Raw genomic sequence first — 19,256 nt, 5'->3', positions numbered from 1 at the left:
TTAACCTATTTCATCTGACGCAATTATGTTGAGGTAAATTTTGTTTATTCTTTTCTGATAATATAAATCTAGAAAATAAATTATTTAATGATCGAAACATCTGGTGTGATAGAAAAAGAGCAAGGAAATGGTTTTTATTTGGTTACTTTAGAACAACCTGAAGGTCACCAATGTTTATGCAGAGCAGCAGGTAAGTTAACTAAATTTAGAATTAAATTGTTAGCTGGAGATAAAGTACTGGTGGAAATAAGTCCTTATGATCTAACAAGAGGAAGGATTACCTATCGAGAAAGAAATGCAGGCGGTGGTGGCCCAAGAACTGGAAATTCTAAAAATAATGCAAGAAGGAAATAAATAATAAATAATTTAATCAGATGATATTTTGTATCGCTTCTTTGAATTCACTACGTTGTTTAACACCCTGCCATTGTTTTTTAAGTAATTTGTCTTTAAATAATTGTATTGTAGGAGTTCCATTTATTCCTGCTTGTTTAGCGATTTCTTGATCTTTATCTATATCAATTTCTATACCTTGTACAGCTCCATCAAATTCCTTAATCACTCTTTTAAGTTGTGGTTTTAATACATGGCATGGTCCACAACTTGGTGAGCTAAAAATAACTAATATTGGTTTATTACTCTCATGATAAAGCTTCCTCAGTGCGTAACTACCTTTTTGCCATTCGGAATTTAAATTGAAAGTATCTTCATTTGTCACCTCTTCATTAAAACTTGATGAAGACAATGTTTTCTCTGGTTCGCTTGTTTCTCTAACAATTATTTTTGATAAATTCTTCTCTGCTAACCATCTTTCAGCAGCTAATGCTGCCATACATCCTGTACCAGCAGCTGTAACCCCTTGTCTCCACTCAGAATCTACAACATCGCCAGCCGCAAATATACCTTCTATTGAAGTTTCTGGTCTTCCAGAATTACAAGCAATATATCCTTTTTTATCTAATTCAATTTTATTATTTAAAAACTTTGTATTAGGTGTGTGTCCAATAGCATAAAAAAGTCCTTTAACTTTAATTTCGACGTTACCTTTATGTGAATTAATGGTTTCAACGTTTTCAAGCCAATCAGTACCATTAGCTTTCTCTACTTTTGTGTTCCAGTGTATTTCAATCTTTGAATTAGCTTTTACTCTATCTATCATTGCGGCACTAGCTCTGAGTTTTTCGGATCTGACGAGTAAATGCACCTTGCTACCATATTTTGTGAGATATGCAGCTTCTTCACATGCAGAATCTCCGCCTCCAATAACTGCTAATTCTTCATTTCTAAACTGTGGAGTCGCTCCATCACAAATTGCGCAAGCACTTATCCCTTTGCTCCAAAATTTATCTTCATTTATAACACCTAACCTATTAGCACTTGCGCCAGTTGCGATAATAATTGAATTGGATTTAATGCTTCCTTCTAAGGTTTTTAACTCAAAAGGACTTTTACTGGTATCAATTGAAATAACATCACTCTCATATAGATTTGTTCCCCATCTTTCGGCTTGAGCTTTCATTAAATCCATTAATTCAGGACCTAATACTCCATCAGGAAAACCAGGATAGTTTTCAACGAAAGTAGTTGTCATTAATTGACCACCTGGAATTCCACCAGAATTAAATCCCGTTACTAAAAGAGGTTGAAGGTTTGCACGTGCTGCGTATATAGCAGCTGTATAACCTGCTGGACCAGAACCTATTATTACTAAATTTTCAACATTGTCTTCTTTTACTTTTGTTTCCATTTAAATATTTATTTCTCTAATATTAATCAATTAACCCAATTTATGAAGGTCGGATTTCACTCGATTAAGTTTTCATTTATCTTTTGATTTAATAATTCTTTTAATTCATTAGGGAAATTTAATACAGAACTTTTTAGGTTTTCATTTTCCTCACCAATATGCAATATCCATTCTCTGAACTCCTCTGCAATTGCGTAACTATCCTCGTATTTTTCAAGAGTATCCATTACTGATATCCTGTTGGTTGCCCAGCAGGTTGCTACATCAATTCTTTTTCTTATAAAATTAGTCATTTCCTGATTTAGAATTGACTATAGGTAAGCATATGGATTGCTTTAATCATTGTCTAATAAGTTACAACTTTGTACTTTCAAACAATAATTTAATAATTAGTTAATATTTGAGCCTATATTTGCTGTGAATATAAACAAAATATAAAGAATTAGGTCTAAACTGCCTCTGTATGATTTACGAGTAACCTTTCAACTTCATCAAATCCTTCTTTCGCTGAATTTATTGCGAGCTCCTCGCTAACTTTTTCTTCAGAAACTAATTTTGATGATATTTTTCTTAAAAGAATTTCTTTTTTTTCTCTTAACGAAATAACTATTTCCTCTTCGATAATAGACTTTATAGCCTTAGAAATTATTTTTTTATCATTCGCTTCTTCAAACGTACCCTGTACGAGTTCTTGTATGAATAATCTATGCACCTCACTGCTTCTAAGAAAACTTTCAGTAGCATTTATGATTCCTTCAACAAGAGCTTCATCAGGTTCAGAGTCATTTTCGGCTAATTTAAATTCCCAATCTAGATGTCTTCTTTGCCATCCTGATGAATGAAGGCTAGGCATTACTGTTTGAGAATAGGTGTCAACTGACATTTCATAAATTCTTTCAGCTAGTTTTTCACACCAGTCTTTACCATGTTTTTCTAAGTTTCTCTGCATGGTTTGTCTTGGAACAGCATGGCCTCCATGATGACTATGACAAACTCCATCTGGGCATTCGATAGCTTTTATGCTCATTAGATTTTTAATACTTATATATTTTTCATAGCCATGATTAAAAGAAAAGAAAATATATTTTTAACAAAACTCAAACTCCAAGACTTTTGACTTTATTCAAATTATCTTTAGTATGTTTAAAACTACTATAAATTGACAAAGATACTCATTCCTATTGAAACAGCCTCTGGAGAGAGAAGAGTTTCAGCTACTCCCTCAGCTGTAAAAAAATTAAAGGGTCTTGGATGCGAAGTTTTTGTAGAAAGTTCAGCAGGAGAACTATCAGGGTTTAACGACACTTTATACAAAGAATCTGGAGGTGAAATTGTTAGTAAATCTAATATAAATATTTGGGAGAATGCGGATGTTATTTTTTGTGTTCAAACTCCTTCTGAATCTAATTTAAGCAAGTTAAAAAAAGGTGCTATTCTGCTAGGCCTTTTAAATCCATATGCTAATGAAAAACTTCAAAAAACTATAACTAGTAAAAAGATCTCAGCTTTATCAATGGAATTACTTCCAAGGATTAGTAGAGCTCAATCATCGGATGTACTTTCTTCTCAAGCCAATATCGCAGGATATAAAGCAGTCCTTTTAGCAGCAAGTGAACTTGATAGATATTTTCCGATGCTTATGACTGCAGCAGGAACTGTACAGCCTGCGAAAGTTGTTGTTCTTGGTGGAGGAGTCGCAGGATTGCAGGCAGTTGCCACTGCAAAAAGACTTGGAGCTATTGTTTTCGTGTCAGATATTAGGCCAGCTGTAAAAGAGCAAGTTGAATCTCTTGGAGCAAGATTTATAGAACTTCCTGAAATTGATGAAAAACCAGGCGAATCAGGTGGTTATGCAAAAGCAGTTACGCCTGAATTCCTTTCTAAACAAAAGGCTACGTTAACTAAATATTTATCCGAAGCTGATGTTGCTGTTTGTACTGCTCAAGTCTTAGGTAAAAAAGCTCCAGTTTTAATCGATTCTCATATGATTGAAAAGATGCGACCTGGAGCAGTAGTTATTGATTTAGCCGTATCTCAAGGAGGTAATTGCGAAGGAACAAAATCTAATGAAACTATTATTAGGAATGGCGTAAAGCTAATAGGAGCAGGCGAGTTACCATCATCTGTTCCTTATGATGCAAGTACACTTTATGCTAAGAACCTCACATCTCTGATTACACCTTTCATAAAAGATGGTGTAATTAATCTAGATAAAGAGGATGAATTAATCTCTGGCTGTTTATTAAGTAATGAAGGAGTTATCCTTCAAAATAAAGTTTTTGAAAATTGAGGTCTTAATTAAATTATGAATTTTGATAGCTTACTCTGGGTTTTGTTGCTTGGAAGTTTATTAGGTCTGGAATTAATAGGAAAAGTACCTCCAACACTTCATACACCTTTAATGAGTGGGGCAAATGCCATCTCAGGTATAACAATGTTGGCAGCATTAACTGCAATTATAAAAGCAGAGCCAAATAGTCCGTTATTAATAATCGGATCAATATCTCTTGGATTTGCTCTTTTTAACGTTGTAGGTGGTTTTTTTGTAACGGATAGAATGCTTGCCATGTTTAGTCGTAAACCTACAAAAAAAAATAAATAATTAAGTACATAAAATGAATCTTCCTGATATTATTAAATTCGTTATAGATCTTCTAGCAGTTCTTTTATTAGCACTTGGTATAAAAGGGTTATCAAAAGTTAGGTCTGCTAGAGAAGCGAATATATTAGCAGCATTTGCTATGTTGCTTTCTGTTGTAGGTTTACTCTCCTACTATCTAGGTACTTCTGGAATCCCAGCTCAATCATGGGCATGGATCATTGTTGGATCCTTAGTGGGAAGTTTGTTAGGAACTTTACTTGCTAAGAAGGTGCCAATGACATCAATGCCAGAGACTGTAGCTTTGTTCAATGGTTTTGGTGGAATGTCTTCTCTATTGGTAGCTATTGGTGCGTTTTTATTCCCTTTTAATGAAGTGGCGAAAGCAGGATCTTTAGAACCTTTTATTAATGATGCTTCAATTTCAGTCTCAATATTTGTTGGTGCGATTACTTTTTCAGGTTCAATCGTGGCAATGGCTAAATTACAAGGTTGGCTGTCCACTCCTGGATGGACTCAGGTTAAAGCTAGACATTTTGTAAACATTGTTTTTGGAGTAACTTCATTGATATCTTTCATATACCTAATAAGCGGTAATGTTAGTTCGATTTGGCTTTTGGTTATAGCCTCCACTCTTTTAGGAATTGGGGTAACTTTGCCAATTGGTGGTGCAGATATGCCGGTTGTTATATCTCTTTTAAATAGCTATTCAGGTATCGCAGCTGCAGCTGCAGGTTTTGTAGTAGACAGTCAGCTTTTAATTGTGGCTGGAGCAATGGTGGGAGCAGCAGGCTTGATATTAACTCAGGTAATGTGCAAAGGAATGAACAGATCTCTGATTTCTGTCCTTTTTGGAGGCTCTTTATCTGCACAAACTACTACATCTTCTGGATCAGGGGAATATACAAATATAACTTCCTGTAGTGTTGAAGAATGTGCATTAACATTAGAGGCAGCAAATAGGGTAATCGTTGTTCCCGGATATGGTCTTGCTGTGGCTCAAGCACAACATACTTTGAGAGAAGTAACAAAAAAACTAGAACAAAATGGTATTGAAGTTGTATATGCGATTCATCCTGTAGCAGGCAGAATGCCAGGACATATGAATGTTCTTTTGGCAGAAGCAGATGTTCCTTATGAACAACTCAAAGAAATGGATGTTGTTAATCCTGAATTCCCAGCAACAGATGTTGTTTTGGTCTTAGGGGCAAATGATGTTGTTAATCCACAAGCAAAAAATGACAAGAGTTCTCCTTTATATGGAATGCCTGTTCTTGATGTCCAAGAAGCAAGAACAGTCTTTGTAATAAAAAGAGGGATGAGCGCTGGTTATTCGGGGATAAAAAATGATTTGTTTGACTTGCCAAATACCTCAATGGTTTTTGGTGATGCCAAGAAAGTTTTAAGTGAGTTAATTGGAGAATTAAAGGATCTAGGAGTTGGCGATAAATAGTAATCTCTCATTTAAGTTTTCAGATTATATAAACAAAAGACCTTTTAGACAGGCTTTCCCTTGGATTGGAGGGGACCTTCAAACTTTAAGAGATACATTTATTTTTGATTTTCTCCAAGCTAAAACAAATAAAAAAATACTTTTACCAATAAATAATATTCTCTCAGAAAAATTTGAGGGTGATTATCTCTTAGGGTTCTTAGAGTTACCAGAAAACTTAGATTGTTTAAAAGGAATTGTTCTTATTACTCATGGATTAGGGGGATCTACTAGGCGTTTTGGTTTAAAACGAATTGCTAGAAAGTTAGTTAATAATGGATTTGGAGTTATTAAATTAAATCTTAGAGGGGCTGGTTCAGCTAGATATTTGGCGAAAGGGAATTATTCCGCAAGATGTTCGAATGATATTATTTTGGGTCTTAAAAATTTTAGGCAACTTCTTAATTCTGAATTTAAAGATTCTTTAAAAAATAAAGAAGATTTACCTATATTTGGAGTTGGATTATCTTTAGGAGGAACTATTCTTCTTAATGCCTGCTTAGACTACAGATCAAGAAATAGAAGAAAATTATTAGATGGATTGGCTTGTGTTAGTAGCCCTTTAGATTTATTATCTTGCAGCAATTGTATAGAAAGACCTCGAAATTTTTTATATCAAAAATGGTTAATGCAACGTTTGAAAAGGCAATTATGGGATGGATTTAAAAACGAAGGGATTTTATTTCCTAAAAGTAGCTTGAGTAAAAAAATTAAAGGTTTAAAAACGATAGGAGAATTTGATGCAAATTTCACTGCACCTAGTTGGGGGTTCAAATCTTTAGAGGATTATTATTATCAATCTTCACCTATATTTAGAATTCAAAATTTAATTAAGAATCTTCCCCCTACTCTTTTAATCCATGCTAAGGATGATCCTTGGGTTCCATATCAATCTACTTTAAATTTGAAAAACTCTTTGAATGAATCATTTGATAAATTAACTATTCTAATAACTAATAAGGGAGGTCATAATGGTTTTCATTCAAATAATGGTTGTTGGTCTGATGAAGCAGTTAAGAATTGGCTTTTAAGTCTTTAAATAATATATGTTTTTTTAAATTATTTTTCAAAAGGAGTTTTTTTAAAAATCCACTTTTCGATTGGATTACCATTAATTACATGAGAGGTGAAAATTTCTGATACTTTTTCTGGAGAAACTTTTTCGTACCAAATGCCATCAGGCCAAATAAGAAGAATTGGTCCATTTTTACATATTCTTAAACAATCAACTTTAGATCTCATTATTTGTATATTTCTTGAAGAAGAATCATTCTCATAATTTTTTAAAGTCTTTTTAAGACATTCCCAAGTCTTATTACCTTCATCGCCTTTAAAACATTTTTGTTTTGTAGGCGTTGCACAAAGTAATAAGTGCTTTTGAACGTTCACTTTTTTTAACCTACGTTGATATATTTTTTGCCTTTTTTTATCTCTTCTTGAACAAAAATCCTCGCCCAATTATCAACCTCTAGAATATCTTCTAACTTTGGGTTTAAGTTGATTTTATTCAAATGTGATTCACAAGTTTTATTTATAAAGATAGGAATTTCTTGAAAAGAAATTTTTTCTTTTAGAAATTGATCTACTGCCATTTCATTTGCAGCATTAAGTACTGCAGGCATTGTTCCTGAACATTTCCCTGCTGAATATGCAAGTCCCATACATGGATATTTTACTTCGTCCGGTTTTTTAAATGTAAGTTGCCCAATCTCAGTTAAATTAAATCTTTTCCAATTAGTTTTGAACCTTTCTGGCCAACTCATTGCATATAAAATTGGGAGCTTCATATCAGGCCATCCTAATTGAGCTAGGACAGAAGAATCTTCCATCTCAATCATTGAATGAATAATACTTTGAGGATGTATAGCAATTTCAATATTTTCGTAAGACGTCCCAAAAAGATAATGTGCTTCAATAACCTCCAATCCTTTGTTCATAAGAGTGGCAGAATCTACAGTTATTTTTCTCCCCATACTCCAATTTGGATGGGAAGTCGCATCTTCCACTGTGACATTTTTTAAATCCTCTACTTCCCAATCTCTAAAAGCACCTCCTGATGCAGTTAAATGAATAGCTTTTAAACCATTTGGGATTTGACCTGTTGAAAAATCGGCATTTTCATAATTAGGTAATCCTTGTATGCATTGAAAGATAGCTGAATGCTCAGAGTCCGCAGGTAAAAGTCTACTTTTGCTTTCCTTTAAAGCAGGTATAACAACAGACCCCGCGGCAATTAAGGTTTCTTTATTGGCAAGCGCAATATTTTTACCAGCCTTAATAGCTGACATCGTCGGAATAAGTCCAGCACATCCTACTATTCCAGTAATTACAGTATCGGCAGAATCCCATGCTGCCACTGAATTAATTGCCTCTCGACCACCTAAAACTATAGGAGGATTACTTATTCCTAAATTGTTAATATTATTTTTTAAATCTGTTAAAAGATTTTCATCCTCAATAGCAATAACTTCTGGTTTATGTTGACTAACTTGCTCCGTCAATAAGTCTATATTTCTCCCTGCTGAAAGAGCTACTACTTTGAATTTATCAGGCAGTTCACTTACTATTTCGAGAGTTTGGGTTCCAATTGAACCTGTTGAACCCAGCACAGTGATGTATTTCAATTTTCTCTAATATTTATAATATTTTCCCACTTAAAGGTGAATTTAAAAAATAAAAAATTTAAATTGGGTTTTTTCTTAAAATTTAGATCCTTACCCATGTTGTAAGCTCAGGGGATTGATCTATGAGTTCTACTCCTTTTTCCTTTAATAAATTTCTTATTTTATCGGCTTCTGCATAATCTTTTTCCTTTTTTGCTCCCAATCTTTTATTAATGAGGGATAGTATTTGATCTTCGTTGATTCTGTTGTCGATTATTATTTCTTCTTTTTTTAATCCAAGAACATCAGTCAGTTCTTCTAGTGTTTTAAAAGTTTCTCTAAGATGAAATTTTTCATTAGTATTTATTTCAAGGTTTTTAATTCTTTGGAATTGATTTATAAAGTTTTTTAGTGGTTTGGCTAATTCATAAATGATTGCAATTGCTCCTGCTGTATTAAGGTCGTTATTTAAAGCATTAGTAAACTTTATCTTTTTTTGAGATATTTCATAATTGATCATATCTTTATATGTTTCTTCAACAAATTCATTAGTTTCATTTACCTCAATCGATAGATTTTCTTTTTTAGTAATATCAAATAAAGAAAGAGCAACATTAATATTTTTCCATGCTTCCGAGGCACTTTTCAAAGCCTCATCGGTAAAATCGAGTGGCTTTCTATAGTTTACGGTTAAAACAAAATATCTTAGGGTCATCGGACTTGTCCCTGAATCTAATAAGTCTCTTATGGTAGTAAAGTTTTTCAAAGATTTACTCATCTTTTGTCCGTTTACATTGACCATTCCGTTATGAAGCCAATAGTTCGCAAGCTTTTTATTATTAGCTGATTCAGACTGTGCAATCTCATTTTCATGGTGAGGAAAAATAAGATCAGAACCTCCTAAATGGATATCAATTGTTTCTCCTAATTCATCTTTTACCATTGCAGAACATTCAATATGCCATCCTGGTCTACCTTTCCCCCAAGGCGAATCAAAAGATGGTTCATTGTCTTTTGCTTTTTTCCATAGAGCAAAATCTTGGGGATTTTCTTTTTTATTACTTTCATCTGTAGTAATCCTGCCCTGTTGATTTATATTTTGCTCAAGGATATTTTGATTACTCAGTTTTCCATAATTTTTATTTTTAAAAACAGAATAATAAACGTCTCCACCTCTGATATATGCAAAACCTTTATCCTCAAGAACTTTTATAAATGAACAAATATTGCAAATATGATTTGTAGCTTTTGGCATGCTATCCGGCCTCATAATTCCTAGGGCATCCATGTCCTTATGGAATTCAGTAATATTTTTTTCTGAAACCTCATTCATAGAGCTATTTTCTTCTTTTGCTCTTTTTAAAATCTTATCGTCGATATCAGTAAAATTCTGCACATACTTAACTTTGTAATCACTATAAATTAAGAACCTTCTCAGGATATCCCAAGCTATATAACTTCTTGCATGCCCAAGATGACATAAATCATAAACAGTTACACCACAACAGTATATCTTTACTACTTCATCTATTGGTTTAAAGACTTCAATGTTTTTGCTTAAAGTATTAAATAATTTGATCATATTAAAAAAGTATTTATTTGAAGATTATTTAGTTTCCATCCAGTTATTTCCAACTCCGATATCGACAAGAAGTGGTACGTTTAATTTTACACAATCTTCCATAGTTTCCTTTACTAAATCCTTTGTGATTTCTAAGAAATCTGGTTGGACCTCGAACAATAATTCATCATGAACCTGTAAAAGCATTTTAACTGGAATATTCATCTCTAATAATTTTTTGTTTAATTGAACCATAGCTATTTTAATAATGTCAGCACTAGAACCCTGAATAGGAGCATTTGCGGCGGCTCTTAAAGATTGAGCCTCCATTCCCGCTTTCCTAGCAGTTTGCAAATCTATTTCATATGGATCTTTTCCTATTAATCTACCAAGTCCATTTTTATCAAATTTAAATTCTCTCTTTCTTCCAAAAATTGTCTCTACATAACCTTTCGATAGAGCAAGCCTTTCTTGAAATTCTAGAAATTTAAAAATCTTGGCATACCTTTCTTTATATTTAATCAAAAATTCTTTTGCTTCAGTTGTACTTACCCCTGTAGATCGTGCGAATTTTTTTATTCCCATTCCATAAATAACTCCAAAATTAATGGTTTTACCAACTCTTCTTTCGTCAGAATTTATGTCTTCCTTTTCAAAAATCAATCGTGCTGTTAAAGAGTGAATATCATCATTTTTGTGGAATGCATTTATAAGAATTTCTTCGTTAGCTAAATGAGCAAGTATTCTTAATTCAATTTGAGAATAATCTGCCGATAGTAATTTCCAACCTTTTTCGGGCAAGAAGGCTTTTCTTATTCTTCTACTGAATTCTGTTCTGACAGGGATATTCTGAAGATTAGGATTACTACTGCTTAATCTCCCAGTGGCGGTAGCTGCTTGATTAAAGTTAGTATGAACTCTTCCAGTTTTTTCACTAATAAGGTTGGGAAGAGCATCAATATATGTACTTAAAAGTTTACTAAGAGTTCTATGTTTTATTAGAAAGGGAATTATCTCATGTTCTTCTACTAATCTTTCAAGAACAACTGCATCAGTACTCCAACCTGTTTTTGTTTTCCTTGATTTTTTTTTATCAAGATTTAACTTCTCAAACAATATTTCACCAAGTTGTTTTGGAGAGGATAAATTAAATTCTTGCTTTGCTATTTCAAAAACATTTTCCTCAATATTTTCTAATGTACTTTTTAATTCTCCAGATAGTTCATTTAAATAAGTGGTATCTATTCTGATACCATTCATCTCCATTTCTGATAAGACTGGCTCTAAAGGCAATTCGATTTCTTTAAATAATTTTGTTAAATCCTTATTTTCATTATTAAATCGTTCTTTAAAAATTTTCGCGATCTTGAAAGTTAGGAGTACATCATAACCACAATAAGTACTTGCATCATTAATGTCGACAAATGAAAAATCTTTATTTTTTCCAACTGTTTCTTTAAAAGTTGGTGGCTTAAATCCAAATTCTCTAAAACTAATTTCACTTAATCCATGTTTTTCCTGATTATTAAGAATGTAATCTGCTAACAGGGTATCAAAAGTAACTCCTCTGAGATTTAGCCCATGGTTATAAAATATTTGTCTATCAAACTTACAATTTTGAAGTGTTTTTTCTTTCTCTGGACTTTCTATCCAAGATCTTAAATTAAAGAATACATCTTCAATTGCTAATTGATTCATCTCTTTTTTTTGCGATTGATGACTAAGAGGTATATAAAATAGATCATTAATCTCTTCGCCAAGACAAAAACCTATACCAACAAGTTCTGCATCTAGAGGATTTAAACTATTGGTCTCAGTGTCTAAGGCAACTATTTCCTTCGTAATCTCTAATCTTTTAACTAGTTGATCTAGTAATTTAAAATTATTAACTATATTTACTTTGATTTTGGGGATTTCATGTTCAGTTTCTTCTAAATTAATTGAAGCTGAAACTTTTGATTCTTTTTTCTTTTGTTTTTCCTCATTATTTTTATTAAAACCACCTTTACTAAATGCTGAATTAAAAATATCAACTTGCCTAAGTAAAGTTGATAATTCAAGTTTTTGTAGAGATTCAGATAAAGCATCTTGGTTTATTTGATTTAGTTCATATCCATTGCTTAATACCAGAGGCACTTCAACATCTATCTTTGCTAAATCTCTTGAAAGATAAGCATTGAATTTATCATTTTTTAGCTTTTCCCTAACGGCGCCTTTTATAAAACCCTGATATTTTTTATCTTCATCTTTTTGAATAATGTCCAAGGCTTTATAAATCCCGTCTAAGGTATCATTCTCTTTTAATAAATTAATAGCTGTTTTTGGTCCAACACCTTTTATTCCTGGGATATTATCCGAACTGTCACCAGTTAAGGCCTTCAGATCTACAACTCTTTCTGGATAAACTCCTAGTTTTTCTTTGACTCCATTTTCATTCATTAAAGTCGGATTACCACTTTTAGCATAAGGACCTCCGCCCATATAGAGAACATAAATATCTTTTTGATCATCAACTAGTTGAAATAAATCTCGATCCCCAGAAAGAATATTTACACACCAACCTTTTGAGGATGCATCATTAGCAATTGTTCCTAATAGATCATCAGCTTCGAATCCTGGAGATTTAAAAATGGGTAAATTAAGACTTTCTTTCAAGATGATTTCTAGTTGTTCTATATCTTGAAAAAAAACATCTGGAGCAACATCTCTATTAGCTTTATAATTTGGATCTAATTCATGTCTAAAAGTTGGTTTTTCTGTATCAAAAGTAATACAAACCCCTTCAGCATTAATATTTTTGCAATTATCTAGAAGACTTTTTAAAAATCCATAGGTGACACTAGTGGGAAAACCTTCTTTAGTTGTTAATCCCCCATCAACCCCTTTGCTAAATGCATAGAAGCTTCTAAAGGCTAGAGAATGGCCATCAACTAAAAGTAAAATTGGTTTTTTTGAGTCTTTGGATTTCAAACTCATTTTCTTTTATTCGCCCAAGGTGGAATATCAATAAATATTTGCTCTCCAGGTCTTAAACCTTCAATTATCGAGGTTTTATTTCCGCTACTAATACCTATTTCAATCTTTTCAAATTTAGGAGTATTATTTTTATCTACTTTTAAGACACCTTTTTCACCTTTTTCGGTGACTATCGAAACTGTCGGAACTAAGATTTTTTCTTCACTACTTTTAACTTTAAATTCAAGGTCAGCGGTCATACCAATTTTTATTTCCTCAGAGATTTCTTTGAATTTCAACGTTACTTCGAATGAAGTTACATTATTATCTTTTACAGCCCTTTCGGCTATTTTTTTAACTATTGCTCTGTATTTATTTGAGGGATAAGCTTCTATCCTTACAGAGGCTTCTTGACCTGTTTTTATCCTTCCAATATCACTCTCTGGAACTTTGGCAATAATTTCAAGACCTTCTGATAATTCAAAAATAAAGTTTTTAGCTTTAGAGTTCGAACTTAAATTTGAACTAGGTGTAACGTACGAACCTATCTCTGCATATTTAGCTGTTATTTTCCCTGGGTATGGAGCTCTTATAGAATAAAAATCTTTTTCAGCTTTCGCATCACTAAATTTCGCTTCGCTTGTGTTGTACTTGTTTTTATAGCTTTCATAATCCTCTTTACTAACTGCTCCTTCTTTGAATAAAAATTCTCTTCTTAAATATTCAGATTTTTGTTTTTTTAAATTTAATTCAAGTTCTTCAAGCTTATAGATGAAATCTTCATCATCGAGAGTAGCCAAAATTTGACCCTTTTCTACGAGATCACCTTCTTCTACTTTAATTTCTTCTAGTATTCCTTGTTTCCTTGGACCAATATTGCTTGTTCTGGTAGCCTTTACTTCTCCACTAGTGTTTATTGATTCAGAAAGAATTCCCTTTTCAACGGAAACTACAAAGTTGGATATGTCTTTTGATTTATTTTTCTTAAAAGAATTACTTAAAAAGACAAAAATAGTTGCTAAAACAATTAATGCAATTCCACTTTTTATATTTAAATTCTTTTTTATTAAATTAAGCATATTTTTTAGTGAGCAAGCAATTAAGGATATTTAGAAACTATAGTAAATAATCGAAACGATTATGATTAACTTATCCAAGGTTGGCTAAGTAAACTCTATATTACAAGAAGATGATTCATTGACTAATTCATCTATAAATTTTTTCAAATGTTAAAAGCCGGTATTATTGGATTGCCAAATGTTGGGAAATCAACTTTATTTAATGCACTTGTTGAAAATGCAAAAGCGCAAGCTGCAAATTTCCCCTTTTGTACCATCGAGCCAAATAAAGGTATTGTTTCAGTCCCTGATCAAAGGCTTCAAGAGTTAGGTAGTTTAAGTTCTAGTCAGAATATTATCCCCACTAAAATTGAATTTGTCGATATTGCAGGTCTTGTAAAAGGTGCGAGTAAAGGTGAGGGTTTAGGAAATAAATTTCTTTCCAACATTAGAGAAGTTGATGCAATAGTTCACGTCGTGAGATGTTTTGAAGATACTGAGGTAATTCATGTTTCAGGGAAGATTGATCCTTTAGATGATATTGAGATTATTAATTTGGAGCTTAATTTGGCTGATTTATCTCAGCTTCAAAAAAGAAGAGAAAGAATTAAAAAACAAGTTAAAACAAGTAAAGAAGCGGCACAAGAAGATTCTTTATTAGAAAAAATTGAGGATGAGTTACAAAAAGGACTTTCTATTAGGTCAATATCTTTAACTGATGAAGAAAATTTAATGATTAAACAATTGGGTTTTCTTACTGCAAAACCAATTGTTTATGCCACTAATTTAAATGAAAATGATTTAGCTGAAGGTAATGATTTCTCTTCAAAAGTGCAAAGTTTTGCAAACTCTGAAAATACAGAATGTATAAAAATTTCAGCCCAAGTTGAATCAGAATTAATAGAGTTAGAACCTGAGGATAAAAAAGATTACCTAATGGGTTTAGGTGTAGAGGAAGGAGGATTAAAATCTTTAATAAAATCTACTTATAAATTATTAGGATTAAAAACTTATTTCACAACTGGAGAAAAAGAAACTAAAGCTTGGACAATAAAAGATGGGATGACTGCTCCACAAGCTGCAGGAGTAATACATACTGATTTTGAAAAAGGATTTATTAGAGCTCAAACAATTTCATATCAAAATTTAATTGATTCAGGATCAATAGTTAATGCTAAAAATAAAGGTTTACTAAGAAGTGAAGGTAAGGAATATGTAGTAAATGAAGGTGATGTAATGGAGTTTTTATTTAATGTCTAAATAAAGGTCATCTCCTGAAAGTTAAGACTTACTATTTTGCTTTTTAAATTTAAATTCAAAAAATGAAATTAATAAAATTAAGATACATCCCAAGCAACTTCCTATTAATCCGAAAACAATTGTAGTAAAACCATCATCATACCCGTATTGTAATTGTGGTAAGTGAGGAGGTATTGGCATTATTATTTTTCAGCAGAATTTTCAATATCTTCTAGTAAATGTTTAGTTGACCTACTAAAGCCGTTGGTTTTTAAGTAGTTTTGAGCCTCTATAAATTTTTCAGCTACTCTTTTTGCATAAGGAGTATTCATGGAATTTTGAGTCATGTTAAAAATGCAACTAATCTCATAATCTGATTTAGTTGGGACCTTTAAGAGTATTCAAAAATACAAGAATATAAAAATAGGATTTTTTACTCAATAAAAAGATATGCAAACATTTTAATTATGAAAATTAATCGGTAATTGATTCGTATATAACTCTCAGCAACATTCTTACTCCATCATCATTTTTTAATTGCTCTTTTGGAGGCTTTATTACATTTTTATATTGACTATTTAAAATGTATTGGAAAGTTTAATTTATTAGTTGATCAAATGCTACATATAGCATGTAAATGCATTTGGGTCCTATTGATATAGTTTGGATTAATACCTGAACTGATTTTTGGTTTTTATTTGGTGTTTAAATTATTTATTGCTAGTTTAGTTTTTTTGATTTTATTGCTTTTAGTTTTTGCATTTATTTTTAATCAAAAAAATCGTTCTTATAAGAAAAAGTTATCCAAAAGTTTTTTATATCAGCCAGACAATCTAAAAGAGGAATTAAATCCAGATATTAATACTATAAATTGGGATTTACATAAAAATAGACTCAAAAGATTTGGGAGATCTCAATACAAAGGGCTAACTTTTTTTATCAATGAGCAAGGAAAAATTTATTATCTTACTAAAGAAGGTAATAAAGTTTATTGCTAAGATTAGAAATTAAATATACATACATTTTAAACTGAGGAATAATTAGTGAATACTTGTATTTCTATAAATTCAATAGCCCTAGGTAAATTATTAAAAAGATATAAATTAACATCAAAAGGGAAGCAGGGAATTATAAAAGCAGCTCAGAAAAAATATTCAACATGGTCTGGCTTGAATAGACTTGCTAGGAAAATTGTATTTAAGGAGTCTAATATTATTAAAAATAAGTAGGTATGAAATATTTATTTTTATTATCTGAAAAATTTTACAGGTTAATGGAATGGGAGTGGAATTTCATAAAACAATTAAGAAGAAAAAGAAGAAAGAATATTATTCTTAGATGCTCTTTTGCTCTTTTTAGTTTACTTTCGATTTTAATAATATTATTTTTACCACCTTATATTTTTGGAATTCTATTAGGAGGTGGGATAAAATTTAGTATTTTGTTTATTTGGTTATGGATTTTAAATTTGAAGTTTTTTTGAAAAATAATTCATTTATATTCTTAGTTGATTTAAAATTAGAATCATATCTTTTTTTGTATGCCAAAAATATTTAAGCAAAACAAATTCGCTTTATTGGGAGCAAATATTTTAATTATTGTGATTTGGGTATCATTATCTTCAGCAGTCGTAAATTTATTTATCGGTGATAATGTTCCTTTTTATATTTATAAGATTGGTTCTCTAATAAAGTTTCTTCCTCCAATTTGGATAACTTGGTTTCTTTGGATTAAGAGAGGTGGATTAAAAAGATAGAATTAAATCGGCATATCTACGGATTTACACTTAATTAAAATAAATTAAGCTATAAAAGCTTACTTGAAATTATTCTTGTGAGAATTAGGTAATGAGAGTTCGTTTTCAGCTAAAAATCGAACTCTTTTTTTATTAAAAAGTTTTCAATGAAATTATAAAGTAAATGCTAGTTGTCTTCTAGAAGAGAAACTAGCATTTTATAATTGATAATTTAATTAAAATTTTAAGTCTTGTAATTGCGTATTGCTATAAAAGGTAATTGATACCGCCATAGAGATTACTAGAAAATTATTTCACCTGCTGTACTTATATGCTTTAAGAAGTTTTTTATAAAGTTCAGGAGAAATTGGTTCCATTTTAGAAAATTCCAGGAATAATTTGACCTGTTGTTACATATGCGCCTAATAATGCTACGAAGCCAATCATCGCCCAACGACCGTTGACTTTTTCTGCATTTTTAGGGTAACTGTCATAAGAAACTGACTCATCTATGTAAGGACGAGTTTCTGATGGAAACATATTCTGTCTTCCGCCTGATTCTGTTGTTACTTGAGAGTTAGCCATTAATGTTTTTATAATTGTTAATTAATGTAACACAAGTATTAAATAATGTAAAGTCCGAAGAAGGGGATGGGTGAATTACTCAATTACTGTGTCAGAAATGAGACAGTATTGGTATGAAGTAAGGTCTTATTGCGACTTTTCGTTTGATGCTAATTAAATTATTGAGATATGTTTTGAATACTTTTTGCGCTAATACATTAATTTTTCTCTTTAAAGCTTTTGTTTTGATGTGATCCAGACGGTTTAAGGTAATTAATTTTCTTCTAAAAATATTAGGTTGTCTATTTTTTAGATTTATCCTTGCTAACCAAAATTGTGTGATACTTCTGTCCAACCATGTTTTTGTAGATCATTCCATTCTTTCCAGGCCTCTTCTACCACGATTTTGCTAGTAGATTTAAACCCTGCCGGCTCTCCTAGATGATTGGTATAAAATGTATGCGTAAAGATTTTGATATTGTTCTGCGGTGATTTTTTGCATCTTTCAAAGAAAATTAATCTGCTCCCCTCGGGATTAAGAAGACAACCGTTGGGGGTATCAGTACGACTGCCATACGAAAAATTAGACCAAACATTAGCCTCTCTATGCGTCATTAATTTAATGGTACATTTATACTATTAGTTTTATGTTTTGTTTAGCTTGGTGTCAAGAGTTTTATTGGTTAAAGTACTCATTTACTAATTAAAAATTTCAACTTTAATTAGTAAATAATTACATTAATCAATGAACTATAGAGAAGATTTAGAGTTTCAACTTCAGAAAGTTACTTTAGCAATACAAGAGGTTCTTGAGGATGTTTACATTACAGATAAGGTAAGGCAGGAACGAATAAGAAAACTACTTAATTTCAAAGAGGCAATAATCTATAAGGGAAGGGAACTTCGCATTGATTTAGAAGCGGCATAAAATTATCAAGTTTATTCTTGATAGTTAAAATTAATAAAGTATTGTTATTATCAATTAAAAAAGTTAACCAAAATCGATCTTAATGTCGCCTGGAACTCCTGATTTAATTCTTTTAATTTTGGTCTTTGTTGGTCTACAAGTTTGGTGGATAGTTCCAATAATTAAAAAAAATAATAAATTAAATGATAGAGGAAGAGAATTAAGGGAAGAAATTAAGCAGTTAGAAAAACTATATAAAAAGTAAAAGCTAGATGTAGTTAATATCAATATTTATATAATAAAAATAGTATTTAAATCATATGAAAATCAAAAAATATTTTTTCTCCTTTATGGTGCTATTAATAGCTTTAATATCTCCAAAATATGCCTTAGCTGAAGAAAAAATTGAAGTTGTCCCATTAATTCAAACTTCTAAAGGGTTAAGTGGAGAAAGTTTTAATTATCTAGAAGGAGAACCTGAATTAAGGCTGTTGAGAGTGAAAATACCTGTAGGTTTAAAGACTCCTATCCATAAGCATCCTTCCCCAATGTTGATTCATGTTACGCGAGGTAAGTTAAAACATGTCAGAGGTAGAGTTATAAATACTTTTAGAGCAGGAGATGTTTTCGTTGAGAGTAATAAAGGAGGAGAACATTATGTAAAAAGTATTGGAAAAAAACCTGCCATTCTTCATGTCGATGTTATTTCAGTAGTGGGAGTGCCAACAACTATTAACAAATAAAAGTCTTCAATTAAATTATTTATCAACTTTGTTTATAACTGAATTAATTTCTT

23 protein-coding genes are annotated in these 19,256 nt (G+C 31.4%); 12 read left to right on the top strand and 11 right to left on the bottom strand.

The annotated features are described in order from the left end of the window. Nucleotides 1–87 precede the first annotated feature (87 nt). A complete protein-coding gene (gene infA, locus TX50_RS06200; RefSeq protein ID WP_011132784.1) occupies nucleotides 88–354 on the top strand; it encodes a translation initiation factor IF-1 in 267 nt (88 codons plus the stop codon). 16 nt (nucleotides 355–370) lie between these two features. On the opposite strand, the gene trxB is transcribed toward infA, so the two are convergent. The 3 genes from trxB to TX50_RS06185 form a co-directional block, all read right to left on the bottom strand. Further along, nucleotides 371–1,747: a thioredoxin-disulfide reductase gene (gene trxB / locus TX50_RS06195; RefSeq protein ID WP_011132783.1), complete on the bottom strand. Its 1,377-nt coding sequence runs from the start codon at nucleotides 1,745–1,747 to the stop codon at nucleotides 371–373. Between the two features lie 56 nt (nucleotides 1,748–1,803). Continuing rightward, the gene (locus TX50_RS06190) at nucleotides 1,804–2,040 is read right to left on the bottom strand and encodes a hypothetical protein (RefSeq protein ID WP_011132782.1); all 237 of its coding nucleotides are present in this window, start codon (nucleotides 2,038–2,040) and stop codon (nucleotides 1,804–1,806) included. 155 nt (nucleotides 2,041–2,195) lie between these two features. After that, nucleotides 2,196–2,774, bottom strand: coding sequence for a hypothetical protein (locus TX50_RS06185; RefSeq protein WP_011132781.1), 579 nt, complete (start codon nucleotides 2,772–2,774; stop codon nucleotides 2,196–2,198). 132 nt (nucleotides 2,775–2,906) lie between these two features. On the opposite strand from TX50_RS06185, the gene TX50_RS06180 reads away from it, so the two are divergent. Genes TX50_RS06180 through TX50_RS06165 form a run of 4 tightly spaced genes read left to right on the top strand, consistent with a single transcriptional unit; the run spans nucleotide 2,907 to nucleotide 6,877 of the window. Continuing rightward, a complete protein-coding gene (locus tag TX50_RS06180) occupies nucleotides 2,907–4,037 on the top strand; it encodes a Re/Si-specific NAD(P)(+) transhydrogenase subunit alpha (protein ID WP_011132780.1) in 1,131 nt (376 codons plus the stop codon). A 15-nt stretch (nucleotides 4,038–4,052) separates the two neighbouring features. Beyond that, complete coding sequence (locus tag TX50_RS06175; RefSeq protein ID WP_011132779.1) at nucleotides 4,053–4,349, top strand: NAD(P) transhydrogenase subunit alpha; 297 nt, start codon at nucleotides 4,053–4,055, stop codon at nucleotides 4,347–4,349. A gap of 13 nt (nucleotides 4,350–4,362) precedes the next feature. Next, nucleotides 4,363–5,799, top strand: coding sequence for an NAD(P)(+) transhydrogenase (Re/Si-specific) subunit beta (locus tag TX50_RS06170; RefSeq protein WP_011132778.1), 1,437 nt, complete (start codon nucleotides 4,363–4,365; stop codon nucleotides 5,797–5,799). Next, on the top strand, nucleotides 5,786–6,877 hold the full coding sequence (locus TX50_RS06165) for a YheT family hydrolase (protein ID WP_011132777.1): 1,092 nt from the start codon (nucleotides 5,786–5,788) through the stop codon (nucleotides 6,875–6,877). Before TX50_RS06170 ends, TX50_RS06165 begins: the two co-directional genes overlap by 14 nt. Before the next feature lie 20 nt (nucleotides 6,878–6,897). Here the strand turns inward: TX50_RS06165 and TX50_RS06160 are convergent, their stop codons facing one another. From TX50_RS06160 to TX50_RS06140, 5 genes are all read right to left on the bottom strand, one after another. Beyond that, nucleotides 6,898–7,227: a (2Fe-2S) ferredoxin domain-containing protein gene (locus TX50_RS06160; RefSeq protein WP_011132776.1), complete on the bottom strand. Its 330-nt coding sequence runs from the start codon at nucleotides 7,225–7,227 to the stop codon at nucleotides 6,898–6,900. 5 nt (nucleotides 7,228–7,232) lie between these two features. Next, nucleotides 7,233–8,462 carry a 1-deoxy-D-xylulose-5-phosphate reductoisomerase gene (locus tag TX50_RS06155; RefSeq protein WP_036930563.1) on the bottom strand — a complete coding sequence of 410 codons (1,230 nt, stop codon included), beginning with the start codon at nucleotides 8,460–8,462 and terminating at the stop codon, nucleotides 7,233–7,235. 82 nt (nucleotides 8,463–8,544) lie between these two features. Next, on the bottom strand, nucleotides 8,545–10,023 hold the full coding sequence (gene cysS, locus TX50_RS06150) for a cysteine--tRNA ligase (RefSeq protein ID WP_011132774.1): 1,479 nt from the start codon (nucleotides 10,021–10,023) through the stop codon (nucleotides 8,545–8,547). A 24-nt stretch (nucleotides 10,024–10,047) separates the two neighbouring features. After that, on the bottom strand, nucleotides 10,048–12,978 hold the full coding sequence (polA, locus tag TX50_RS06145) for a DNA polymerase I (protein WP_011132773.1): 2,931 nt from the start codon (nucleotides 12,976–12,978) through the stop codon (nucleotides 10,048–10,050). Next, nucleotides 12,975–14,036, bottom strand: a complete 1,062-nt coding sequence (locus tag TX50_RS06140; protein WP_011132772.1) for an efflux RND transporter periplasmic adaptor subunit — start codon at nucleotides 14,034–14,036, stop codon at nucleotides 12,975–12,977. Before TX50_RS06140 ends, polA begins: the two co-directional genes overlap by 4 nt. 147 nt (nucleotides 14,037–14,183) lie before the next feature. Between TX50_RS06140 and ychF the strand changes: the two genes are divergently transcribed. Then, nucleotides 14,184–15,275: a redox-regulated ATPase YchF gene (gene ychF, locus TX50_RS06135; RefSeq protein ID WP_011132771.1), complete on the top strand. Its 1,092-nt coding sequence runs from the start codon at nucleotides 14,184–14,186 to the stop codon at nucleotides 15,273–15,275. A 182-nt stretch (nucleotides 15,276–15,457) separates the two neighbouring features. On the opposite strand, the gene TX50_RS09480 is transcribed toward ychF, so the two are convergent. Beyond that, nucleotides 15,458–15,601 (bottom strand): hypothetical protein, encoded by a 144-nt coding sequence (locus TX50_RS09480; RefSeq protein ID WP_157859393.1) that lies wholly within the window; start codon nucleotides 15,599–15,601, stop codon nucleotides 15,458–15,460. A 396-nt stretch (nucleotides 15,602–15,997) separates the two neighbouring features. Between TX50_RS09480 and TX50_RS06130 the strand changes: the two genes are divergently transcribed. The 3 genes from TX50_RS06130 (at nucleotide 15,998) to TX50_RS06115 (ending at nucleotide 17,010) form a co-directional block, all read left to right on the top strand. Further along, on the top strand, nucleotides 15,998–16,252 hold the full coding sequence (locus tag TX50_RS06130) for a cytochrome B (protein WP_225866750.1): 255 nt from the start codon (nucleotides 15,998–16,000) through the stop codon (nucleotides 16,250–16,252). A 45-nt stretch (nucleotides 16,253–16,297) separates the two neighbouring features. Continuing rightward, nucleotides 16,298–16,483: a hypothetical protein gene (locus TX50_RS06125; protein ID WP_036930565.1), complete on the top strand. Its 186-nt coding sequence runs from the start codon at nucleotides 16,298–16,300 to the stop codon at nucleotides 16,481–16,483. Between the two features lie 311 nt (nucleotides 16,484–16,794). Next, the gene (locus tag TX50_RS06115) at nucleotides 16,795–17,010 is read left to right on the top strand and encodes a hypothetical protein (protein ID WP_036930567.1); all 216 of its coding nucleotides are present in this window, start codon (nucleotides 16,795–16,797) and stop codon (nucleotides 17,008–17,010) included. 357 nt (nucleotides 17,011–17,367) lie between these two features. On the opposite strand, the gene TX50_RS06110 is transcribed toward TX50_RS06115, so the two are convergent. Together TX50_RS06110 and TX50_RS06105 are read right to left on the bottom strand one after the other, a co-directional pair. Then, complete coding sequence (locus tag TX50_RS06110; protein WP_011132768.1) at nucleotides 17,368–17,574, bottom strand: high light inducible protein; 207 nt, start codon at nucleotides 17,572–17,574, stop codon at nucleotides 17,368–17,370. Nucleotides 17,575–17,877: 303 nt separating this feature from the next. Beyond that, nucleotides 17,878–18,168, bottom strand: coding sequence for a DUF1651 domain-containing protein (locus tag TX50_RS06105; protein WP_011132767.1), 291 nt, complete (start codon nucleotides 18,166–18,168; stop codon nucleotides 17,878–17,880). A 130-nt stretch (nucleotides 18,169–18,298) separates the two neighbouring features. Here TX50_RS06105 and TX50_RS06100 point away from each other — a divergent pair, with 130 nt between their 5' ends. The 3 genes from TX50_RS06100 (at nucleotide 18,299) to TX50_RS06095 (ending at nucleotide 19,203) form a co-directional block, all read left to right on the top strand. After that, nucleotides 18,299–18,481, top strand: coding sequence for a hypothetical protein (locus TX50_RS06100; RefSeq protein ID WP_036930569.1), 183 nt, complete (start codon nucleotides 18,299–18,301; stop codon nucleotides 18,479–18,481). A gap of 82 nt (nucleotides 18,482–18,563) precedes the next feature. Then, nucleotides 18,564–18,725, top strand: a complete 162-nt coding sequence (locus TX50_RS09765) for a hypothetical protein (protein ID WP_173028030.1) — start codon at nucleotides 18,564–18,566, stop codon at nucleotides 18,723–18,725. Nucleotides 18,726–18,810: 85 nt separating this feature from the next. After that, nucleotides 18,811–19,203, top strand: a complete 393-nt coding sequence (locus TX50_RS06095) for a cupin domain-containing protein (RefSeq protein WP_011132766.1) — start codon at nucleotides 18,811–18,813, stop codon at nucleotides 19,201–19,203. Nucleotides 19,204–19,256: the final 53 nt, after the last annotated feature.

Source organism: Prochlorococcus marinus subsp. pastoris str. CCMP1986 (genome assembly GCF_000011465.1).
Classification (GTDB): Bacteria; Cyanobacteriota; Cyanobacteriia; order PCC-6307; family Cyanobiaceae; genus Prochlorococcus_A; species Prochlorococcus_A pastoris.
The sequence above is the reverse complement of the archived record's forward strand: the minus strand, read 5'-3'. Positions and strand labels throughout refer to the sequence as shown.